This is a genomic window from Citrobacter sp. EC_71 (assembly GCF_019584005.1).
Classification (GTDB): domain Bacteria; phylum Pseudomonadota; class Gammaproteobacteria; order Enterobacterales; family Enterobacteriaceae; genus Citrobacter; species Citrobacter werkmanii.
On sequence record NZ_VDAY01000012.1, the window covers coordinates 146,784 to 155,824 of the forward strand.

The following is a 9,041-nucleotide window of genomic DNA, read 5'->3' on the forward strand; positions in this document are numbered from 1 at the left end:
GCCCTTTTCGCATTTCTGAGGTGGATATGATTGAGATAGAAAAGGTTTGCGTGGATTTTACCGCAGGCCGTGGACCCTCAACCCGGGCGGTTGATGATGTCAGCTTGCACATTGGCGCGGGCGAGATATTTGGTATTGTCGGAACCAGCGGCGCGGGGAAAAGTACGCTACTACGCACCTTGAACGCTTTAACGCGTCCGAGCCAGGGAAGCGTGAAGGTAAACGGCGTAGAAATTTCTGCGCTGGAAGGAACGCAGTTACGTAAAGCGCGTCAGCGCATTGGCATGATTTTTCAGCACTTTAATCTGATGCATACTCGCACCGTGGCGCAAAACGTTGCCTTTAGCCTGAAGGCTGCCGGATGGGAACGCAGCAAGATTGCTCCACGCGTCACGGAGATTCTGGCGCTGGTCGGACTGTCTGATAAGGCGAACCGTTTTCCGGTTCAGCTCAGCGGTGGTCAGAAGCAGCGCGTGGGCATTGCCCGTGCGATTGCCAATCACCCGGATGTGTTACTGTGTGATGAACCCACTTCCGCGTTAGATCTCGAAACCTCGGCCACGATTCTGGCGTTGCTTAAGCAGATCAACCAACAGTTGGGGATCACGATCGTGCTGATCACTCACGAGATGAACGTGATCAAATCGATTTGCGATCGCGTGGCGGTGATGTCAGGCGGCAAGGTGGTGGAGTCCGGTGAGGTGTTTGACGTTTTTGCTCACCCGCAGCATGCCTTCACCCAGCAACTGGTGTCGCATACCCTCAATCTGACGTTACCTGAACGTCTGCGCCAGCATCTTCCCGGCCAGTTGCTAAAAATTCTTTTTATCGGCGATTCGGCGGAACAGCCTGTGCTGTCAGAAGTTGCCGTTAAATTTGGCGTGGCGGTGAACATTCTGCACGGCAAAATTGAATATATCGGCGAACGCGCGCTGGGGATTCTGGTGGTGCAACTGACCGCGCCGCATAACCCTTCTGCGGTGGATGTCGCCGTGGAACATATTCGTCAACGTACTGCTCAAGTGGAGGTGATTCGTGGATGATTTATTGCCTGATTTGACGCTGGCGTTTAATGAAACCTTCCAGATGTTGAGCATCTCAACGGTGCTGGCGATTATTGGCGGTTTGCCGCTCGGTTTTCTTATTTTCGTCACCGACCGGCATTTATTCTGGCAGAACCGTTTTGTGTATCTGCTCAGCTCCGTGCTGGTGAATATTATCCGCTCGGTACCGTTTGTGATCCTGCTGGTGCTGCTGCTACCGCTCACCCAGTTTTTGCTCGGGAACACCATCGGGCCGATTGCGGCATCGGTCCCGCTGTCGGTGGCGGCGATTGCTTTTTATGCCCGGCTGGTGGATAGCGCGCTACGTGAAGTGGATAAAGGCATTATTGAGGCGGCGGAAGCTTTTGGTGCCAGCCCGATGCGCATCATTTGCACCGTTCTGTTACCTGAGGCGAGCGCGGGACTGCTGCGTGGGCTGACGATCACGCTGGTGAGCCTGATCGGTTACTCGGCGATGGCCGGGATTGTCGGCGGCGGCGGGGTAGGTGACCTGGCGATTCGCTTTGGTTATTACCGCTATGAAACCCAGGTCATGATCGTCACCGTTGTCGCGCTGATTATTCTGGTGCAGGTTGTCCAGGTGCTGGGCGACTGGCTGGCAAAACGCGCGGATAAGCGCGACAGACACTGATCACTGCGCGTTAAGCCATCCGGCCACGTCCTGCCATGTGCCGCGAAAGACGATTTTCGCGGCTTTCTTTTCCAGTTGATAGCGATACATCGGGTCATAATACTCGTTGAGTAACGGCACCAGCCAGCCCATGTGAGCGTCGGTACAGCCCGTCGACTGCTGTTCGCGCAGAGCCACGTCAAGCAGGGCGGTCAGCTCGGCAAAACGCTGTAACCCCAGACGACGGCGAATAGCGAACAGGCCGTGGTGCAGATACTCACTGTATTCCTGCCAGCCCTGGCTCTCACCATAAGCGTGGGTAAAATCGTGGTGCATGCGCACGAAATATTCCTCGCGCAGGCGCTCCAGACGCAGCTCAAAAGGATCGTCCACTACCGCAATGGATGCCTCGGTCATGCGCTCGCGCAGGCATTCGGGCAGATGGTTAGCACCGATCATCCGGCCTTCATCTTCCAGCACCCACTGGCGCAAATCCTGTCGGCTGTCCGTTTTGAGCATTTCGACCGCCAGCAGGTTTTCAAAACTCGCCTGGCTCAGCTGCGGTTCCACGGTACGTCCAAACGAGGAACCACGATGGTGCGCCAGTCCTTCGAGATCCACACCGTTCGGCTGCTGTTGTACCAATTGCGTTTTACCGTTCCCGGTACAGCCGCCAATTAAGACGATCGGTTTTTGCACCAATTCTTCCGTTATCCGTATGACCGCCTGGCGCAGAGCCTTATAACCGCCCTGTATCAGCGGATAGTCAATGCCGGACTCGTGCAGCCACTGCTGCACAATATGCGAACGCTGACCGCCGCGCGCGCAGCATAAATATCCTTTTGGGTGTTGACGACAGGCATCCTGCCAGGCGTACATGCGCTGTTGGCGGGTTTCACCCGAGACCAGTTGATGGCCCAATTCCAGGGCAGCCTCAGGCCCCTGACGTTTATAACAGGTACCGACGGCGGCGCGTTCGTCATCGTTCATTAAGGGGAGATTGACTGCGCCCGGCATCGCGCCTTGTTGAAATTCGACGGGGGCGCGTACATCGATAATAGGCGTACCGGCGAGCAGAATCGCGCGATAGTCCGTTCCATCGTTCATATTTGATCCTGAGAATACAAAACAGCAATGGAGGGGATTTTACGCGCCAGAAGAGGGGCCGGGGAAGGATAAAATCAACTCCCCGGCATTAATGGCTTATTTCAGCTTTGACTGCGCCCAGATGATACCGCTGGCATATTCCGGCGGCAGCAGGGGAATGAGCGCTTCCAGCGTGGCGCTAAGGCGCGCGGTATCGCTGTCGCTCAGGTTCAGGTGTCCCACCTTACGCCCTTCGCGTACCTCTTTGTCATACCAGTGCAGATGCACCAGCGGCAGCTTCAGCCAGTCGTAGTTCAGGTCGCTGCCGATCAGGTTTACCATCACCGAAGAATTGTTCACCACCGGCGTCGGCAGCGGCAGGCCGGTAATGGCGCGCAGATGCAGTTCAAACTGGCTGATGCTGGCGCCGTTTTGCGTCCAGTGCCCGCTGTTGTGCACGCGCGGAGCCAGTTCATTAATCAGCAGACCTTCCGGGGTGATGAAACACTCCATCGCCATCACACCGACATAGCCCAGCTCCTGCATGATGGCAGAGAGCATCGCTTCGGCCTGCGCCTGTTGTTTAGCGTTAGCCTGCGGAAATACCACGCTGGTGCGCAGAATGCCGTCCTGATGCAGGTTATGGGTCAACGGATAGAAGACGGTGCTGCCGTCGTGCGCACGCGCGCCAACCAGCGAGACTTCACCGGAGAAGTTGATTCCTCGCTCGACAATGCACTCGCCGTAGCAGTCGTCTGGCAGTTGTGCGGTTTCATTTGCGCGTAAACGCCACTGTCCACGACCGTCGTAGCCGCCGACGCGACGCTTCACAATCGCCAACTCGCCGAGTTTGTCGAACACCGCAGACCATTCGCTTTTATCCGCCAGCAGTTGCCATGGCGCAGTCGCCAGGTTGAGTTTGTCAAAAAGCTGTTTTTGCGTCAGACGGTCAGCAATAATCGGGAAGACGTCGCGGTTAACAAACGCCGGATGACGCGCCAGTTCGCGGGTGAGCGCCGTTTCCGGCCAGCGCTCAATCTCAGCGGTGATCACGCTTTGTTGAAAAGGAACGGCAGCGGGTTCGGCGTCCAGCCCGACGGGCCAGACCGCAATCCCCAGCGGCTCACCGGCCTGACGCAACATGCGTCCTAGCTGACCATTGCCGAGTACGCAGACCTGCTTCATGCGACACCTCGCGGGTCCGGGTTCTCCAGCACCTCGTCGGTTTGCGCTTTACGCCACTCAGCCAGACGCTGATGCAATTCTTTGTCGTGTGTTGCCAGAATTTGCGCGGCCAGCAGGGCCGCATTGGCCGCGCCCGCTTTGCCGATCGCCAACGTGCCCACCGGAATACCGCGAGGCATCTGTACGATGGAGTAGAGACTGTCTACGCCGCTCAACGCTGCGCTTTGTACCGGAACGCCTAAAACAGGCACCAGCGTTTTCGCCGCAATCATACCAGGCAAATGTGCAGCACCACCGGCACCGGCGATAATCACCTGATAACCGTTCTCTTCAGCGCCTTCGGCGAAACTGAACAGTTTGTCTGGGGTACGGTGAGCAGAGACGACCTCAACATGATGTGGAACGTCCAGCATTTCGAAGATTTCGGCGGCGAACTGCATGGTAGCCCAGTCGCTTTTGGACCCCATCACGATGGCGACACGCGCCGGATTATTGCGGGAAGACATGCGTCTGAAAACTCCTGTGGTGCACTACACTCGACTTTTGAGGCCACAGAGAATAGCATAATTCACCGTCAAGGAAAACGATTGCGTAGCCTGTGTAGCAAGCGTTTTGACGGGGGAGTTAAAATGGAAATGCGATCAGTTCAACGTCGTGTGGTGTGACTTTGATCATCGAACCTTCGCTGTGCCAGGCGCCTAATACTACGCGGAAGGCGGGTTGCCCATTGGCCGTAAGTTCGTGTACTGCCGGACGGTGGGTATGACCGTGAATTAACCACTGGACCTGATGATTTTCCAGCTCGGCAATAACGGCCTGCTGATTCACATCCATGATCTCCAGCGACTTACTGCTGTTGGCTGCTTTGCTGTTGGCGCGCATTTTCGCGGCAATACGTTGGCGAATGAATAATGGCAGGGCGAGGAATAGTTTTTGTAACCAGGATTGATGCACTTTTGCGCGAAACGCCTGATAGCCGGCGTCATCGGTGCATAACGTGTCGCCATGCATGATCAGTACCTTGCGACCATACAGGTCGAGCACTTTCTCTTCGGGCAGTAAGGTCATGCCGCTCTCACGGGCAAAACGTTTGCCGAGCAGAAAATCACGGTTGCCGTGAATAAAAAAGCAGGGAACGCCGGAATCAACCAGTGCTTTTATCGCTGCGGCTATTTGATGATGCAGCGGATTAGGGCCGTCGTCGCCAATCCAGGCTTCGAACAGGTCGCCGAGAATGTACAGCGCATCGGCTTGTCGCGCATCACCGGCTAAAAAACGCAGAAAACCGGCGGTGATCGCCGGTTCTTCTGTGCAGAGGTGAAGATCTGCAATAAACAGTGTCGCCACGATTACTCGCTGACGGTCACGTTTTCGATGATGACGTCTTCTTTAGGCACATCCTGATGCATACCGCTGCGACCAGTGGAAACGCCTTTGATTTTATCAACCACGTCCATGCCTTCAACAACTTCAGCAAACACGCAGTAACCCCAACCCTGCATGCTTTCGCCGGAGAAGTTCAGGAAGTCATTGTCAGCAACGTTGATGAAGAACTGTGCGGTTGCGGAGTGCGGAGCCTGAGTACGCGCCATTGCCAGCGTACCGCGGGTGTTTTTCAGACCGTTGTTCGCTTCGTTTTTGATCGCTTCTTTCGTGGCTTTTTGCTTCATGCCTGGCTCGAAACCACCGCCCTGGATCATGAAACCGTTAATAACACGGTGGAAAATGGTGTTGTTATAAAAACCTTCGCGGCAGTAGTCCAGGAAGTTTTTAACTGTTTCAGGCGCTTTATCATCAAACGTTTTGATTACGATATCGCCGTGATTAGTGTGGAAAGTAACCATTTTTGCATCCTGTTCCGATAGATTGGTGCTTCGACCCTGTCAAGGGTCAGAGTTAGGGGTGTGTTATAGCATAACCGCAAGCTGCGATCACCTCGCAAAGTGTGCTGCTTCCGGTCTAAATTATGGGTATTATACAGACTTTACTATCCACACACGTCTACACGGAATCTTCGATGTTAAAAATCTTTAATACACTGACGCGCCAAAAAGAGGAATTCAAACCTATTCATGCCGGGGAAGTCGGCATGTACGTGTGTGGTATTACCGTTTACGATCTCTGTCATATTGGCCACGGACGTACTTTCGTTTCTTTCGATGTCGTTGCGCGTTATCTGCGCTTCCTCGGCTATAAGCTGAAATATGTGCGTAACATTACCGATATCGACGACAAAATCATCAAGCGCGCAAATGAAAACGGCGAGAGCTTTGTCGCGTTGGTTGATCGTATGATTGCGGAAATGCATAGCGATTTCGATGCGCTGAATATTCTGCGCCCGGATCTGGAACCTCGCGCTACGCACCATATCGCCGAGATTATTGAGATCACCGAACAGCTGATTGCCAAAGGTCACGCTTATGTTGCCGATAACGGCGACGTGATGTTCGACGTTCCGACTGACCCGAACTACGGTCAGCTGTCACGCCAGGATCTGGATCAGCTGCAGGCGGGCGCTCGCGTTGACGTGGTTGACGTGAAGCGCAACCCGATGGACTTCGTGCTGTGGAAAATGTCCAAAGAGGGCGAACCGAGCTGGCCGTCTCCATGGGGCGCAGGTCGTCCGGGTTGGCACATCGAGTGTTCGGCGATGAACTGCAAACAGCTGGGCAATCATTTCGATATTCATGGCGGTGGCTCGGACCTGATGTTCCCGCACCATGAAAACGAAATCGCGCAGTCCACCTGTGCGCACGATGGCGAATACGTGAACTACTGGATGCACTCCGGGATGGTGATGGTTGATCGCGAGAAAATGTCCAAATCGCTGGGCAACTTCTTTACCGTACGCGACGTGCTGAAATACTACGACGCCGAAACCATTCGCTACTTCCTGATGTCGGGTCATTACCGTAGCCAGTTGAACTACAGCGAAGAGAACCTGAAACAAGCGCGTTCCGCGCTGGAACGTCTGTACACCGCGCTGCGTGGTACCGACAAATCCGTTGCCCCTGCGGGTGGCAAGGACTTTGAAGCGCGTTTCATTGAAGCGATGGACGATGACTTCAACACGCCGGAAGCTTACTCCGTGCTGTTTGATATGGCGCGTGAAGTTAACCGCCTGAAGGGTGAAGATATGGTGGCGGCTAACGGTATGGCTGCGCATCTGCGCAAGCTCTCCAGCGTGCTGGGCCTGCTGGAACAGGATCCGGAAGCGTTCCTGCAAAGCGGCGCGCAGGCGGATGACGGTGAAGTCGCCGAAATTGAAGCGTTAATTCAGCAGCGTCTGGACGCGCGTAAGGCCAAAGACTGGGCGGCAGCTGACGCCGCGCGTGACCGTCTCAACGAGATGGGCATCGTGTTGGAAGATGGCCCGCAGGGCACCACCTGGCGTCGTAAGTAACTCTCTATTGCCGGATGGCGTCTAACGCCTTATCCGGCCTACGATGGAATGATCGGTAGGCCGGATGCGTCGTTAACCTCATCCGGCACTCGGGATCACGCCACGACGTTAATGCTGTGGCCTTCAAAGCTGACGGTCTGTCCGGCAACGATTTTACAGCGTTTGCGCGTTTCAACAGCGCCATCGACCTTCACTAAACCTTCGCCAATAGCAATCTTTGCCTGGGCGCCGCTTTCGCTCCAGCCTTCCAGCTTCAGCAAATCGCAGAGTTCAACGTGAGGGTGTTTACCCAGTGAAAATGTGGCCATCTTAAACGTCCTTTACATCATGATATTCAACACACGCCTGTAGCGTGTTTTCGATAAGTGTGGCGACAGTCATTGGGCCTACGCCGCCCGGTACCGGCGTGATATATGACGCACGCGCGGCAGCATCTTCAAAGACCACATCGCCAACAACCTTACCATTCTCCAGACGGTTGATGCCGACATCAATCACAATCGCACCTTCTTTGATCCACTCGCCGGGAATAAAGCCCGGTTTGCCGACAGCAACAATCAGCAGGTCCGCATGTTCTACGTGGCGACGCAGATCTTTGGTGAATCGGTGGGTGACCGTGGTGGTGCAGCCAGCCAGCAGCAGCTCCATGCTCATCGGGCGTCCGACAATATTTGAGGCGCCAATCACTACGGCATTCAGACCATAGGTATCGATGTTATAACGCTCAAGCAGAGTGACAATCCCGCGCGGAGTACATGGACGCAGACGCGGCGCGCGTTGACACAGACGACCAACGTTATACGGGTGGAAACCGTCTACGTCTTTATCCGGTGCAATACGCTCCAGCACTTTAACGTTGTCGATACCTGCCGGTAATGGCAGTTGTACCAGGATACCGTCGATGGTGGTATCTGCATTGAGCGTATCGATCAGCTCAAGAAGCTCCGCCTCGCTGGTGGTTTCAGGCAGGTCATAAGAGCGGGAGACAAACCCCACTTCATCACAGGCTTTGCGTTTACTCGCGACATAAATCTGCGAAGCCGGGTTGCTACCTACCAGCACAACAGCCAGGCCTGGGGCGCGTAATCCAGCCGCTAAACGCGCCTGAACTTTTTGAGCAACCTCAGAGCGCACCTGCTGCGCAATCGTTTTACCGTCAATAATCTTTGCTGCCATCAGAGAGAGGATTCCGTCTGTTACGTTAAATCGAAGGGGATGTCACTATTTTGTCAGAAGCAGAACGTGCTGTCAGTTTTCGTTTGCGTTTTTACGTGCGATTGCGGGGAACGCGGTCAGCGGGCAGGGTCGGTTCAGACGCTGAGACCGTTCACATAACTCATGATCATGCTAATTAAATTTAACGTCAATGAAACAACTCATCACCTTGGTGTTTTCAAGGTTAATGCACCGTAAACCAGTCTGTTACGTCTGATTATGGTGTCTTTACCTCATTTTTACCCAGACTTTTCCTGGATCCCAATAAGAATTAGCCAGGAGCATTAAAAGGATTTGCAGGTATTTTTCATTAATTGAAATGTTTAATTTAACGCTGTGACGAATAGTCATATTCGCGAAGATTAAATAGCTGCGCCTAATACCGCTACACTTTTGCCTGGCCATGTTTTCCTCCGGGGAATGGGCTGGCGGTTTCCATAAAATGGCGGACCTTTTTCAGTAACTGCCACATTGAGCG

11 protein-coding genes are annotated in these 9,041 nt (G+C 54.3%); 3 read left to right on the forward strand and 8 right to left on the reverse strand.

Annotated elements, in window-relative coordinates; translation table 11 throughout:
• Positions 1-26: 26 nt before the first annotated feature.
• Positions 27-1,043, forward strand: a complete 1,017-nt coding sequence (sfbB, locus tag FHD02_RS14835) for a virulence-associated ABC transporter ATP-binding protein SfbB (protein ID WP_079225152.1) — start codon at positions 27-29, stop codon at positions 1,041-1,043.
• On the forward strand, positions 1,036-1,695 hold the full coding sequence (locus FHD02_RS14840) for a methionine ABC transporter permease (RefSeq protein ID WP_003831085.1): 660 nt from the start codon (positions 1,036-1,038) through the stop codon (positions 1,693-1,695). The genes sfbB and FHD02_RS14840 overlap by 8 nt, the downstream gene beginning before the upstream one ends.
• Here the strand turns inward: FHD02_RS14840 and mnmH are convergent, their stop codons facing one another.
• From mnmH to ppiB, 5 genes are all read right to left on the reverse strand, one after another.
• The gene (mnmH, locus tag FHD02_RS14845) at positions 1,696-2,781 is read right to left on the reverse strand and encodes a tRNA 2-selenouridine(34) synthase MnmH (RefSeq protein WP_137360438.1); all 1,086 of its coding nucleotides are present in this window, start codon (positions 2,779-2,781) and stop codon (positions 1,696-1,698) included.
• A gap of 96 nt (positions 2,782-2,877) precedes the next feature.
• Positions 2,878-3,945 (reverse strand): 5-(carboxyamino)imidazole ribonucleotide synthase, encoded by a 1,068-nt coding sequence (purK, locus tag FHD02_RS14850; RefSeq protein ID WP_137360439.1) that lies wholly within the window; start codon positions 3,943-3,945, stop codon positions 2,878-2,880.
• Positions 3,942-4,451 (reverse strand): 5-(carboxyamino)imidazole ribonucleotide mutase, encoded by a 510-nt coding sequence (gene purE / locus FHD02_RS14855; protein ID WP_042309959.1) that lies wholly within the window; start codon positions 4,449-4,451, stop codon positions 3,942-3,944. The genes purK and purE overlap by 4 nt, the downstream gene beginning before the upstream one ends.
• Positions 4,452-4,569: 118 nt before the next feature.
• The gene (lpxH, locus tag FHD02_RS14860) at positions 4,570-5,292 is read right to left on the reverse strand and encodes a UDP-2,3-diacylglucosamine diphosphatase (RefSeq protein ID WP_220394029.1); all 723 of its coding nucleotides are present in this window, start codon (positions 5,290-5,292) and stop codon (positions 4,570-4,572) included.
• Between the two features lie 2 nt (positions 5,293-5,294).
• Complete coding sequence (gene ppiB, locus FHD02_RS14865) at positions 5,295-5,789, reverse strand: peptidylprolyl isomerase B (RefSeq protein WP_003021875.1); 495 nt, start codon at positions 5,787-5,789, stop codon at positions 5,295-5,297.
• 173 nt (positions 5,790-5,962) lie between these two features.
• Between ppiB and cysS the strand changes: the two genes are divergently transcribed.
• On the forward strand, positions 5,963-7,348 hold the full coding sequence (gene cysS / locus FHD02_RS14870) for a cysteine--tRNA ligase (protein ID WP_220394030.1): 1,386 nt from the start codon (positions 5,963-5,965) through the stop codon (positions 7,346-7,348).
• Between the two features lie 95 nt (positions 7,349-7,443).
• Here cysS and ybcJ read toward each other — a convergent pair whose 3' ends face one another.
• The 3 genes from ybcJ to FHD02_RS24415 all read right to left on the reverse strand — a co-directional run.
• Positions 7,444-7,656, reverse strand: coding sequence for a ribosome-associated protein YbcJ (gene ybcJ, locus FHD02_RS14875; protein ID WP_016152124.1), 213 nt, complete (start codon positions 7,654-7,656; stop codon positions 7,444-7,446).
• Position 7,657: 1 nt separating this feature from the next.
• Positions 7,658-8,524, reverse strand: a complete 867-nt coding sequence (gene folD / locus FHD02_RS14880; RefSeq protein WP_003021887.1) for a bifunctional methylenetetrahydrofolate dehydrogenase/methenyltetrahydrofolate cyclohydrolase FolD — start codon at positions 8,522-8,524, stop codon at positions 7,658-7,660.
• A 424-nt stretch (positions 8,525-8,948) separates the two neighbouring features.
• Positions 8,949-9,041 (reverse strand): hypothetical protein (locus tag FHD02_RS24415; protein ID WP_225623018.1); only part of this gene is annotated, 93 nt, incomplete at its 5' end.

Bases quoted from the DNA above. Each gene is read 5' to 3' on its own strand.
- sfbB (WP_079225152.1), top strand. From the start codon at position 27: ATGATTGAGATAGAAAAGGTTTGCGTGGATTTTACCGCAGGCCGTGGA.
- mnmH (WP_137360438.1), bottom strand. From the start codon at position 2,781: ATGAACGATGGAACGGACTATCGCGCGATTCTGCTCGCCGGTACGCCT.
- purK (WP_137360439.1), bottom strand. From the start codon at position 3,945: ATGAAGCAGGTCTGCGTACTCGGCAATGGTCAGCTAGGACGCATGTTG.
- purE (WP_042309959.1), bottom strand. From the start codon at position 4,451: ATGTCTTCCCGCAATAATCCGGCGCGTGTCGCCATCGTGATGGGGTCC.
- ppiB (WP_003021875.1), bottom strand. From the start codon at position 5,789: ATGGTTACTTTCCACACTAATCACGGCGATATCGTAATCAAAACGTTT.
- cysS (WP_220394030.1), top strand. From the start codon at position 5,963: ATGTTAAAAATCTTTAATACACTGACGCGCCAAAAAGAGGAATTCAAA.
- ybcJ (WP_016152124.1), bottom strand. From the start codon at position 7,656: ATGGCCACATTTTCACTGGGTAAACACCCTCACGTTGAACTCTGCGAT.
- folD (WP_003021887.1), bottom strand. From the start codon at position 8,524: ATGGCAGCAAAGATTATTGACGGTAAAACGATTGCGCAGCAGGTGCGC.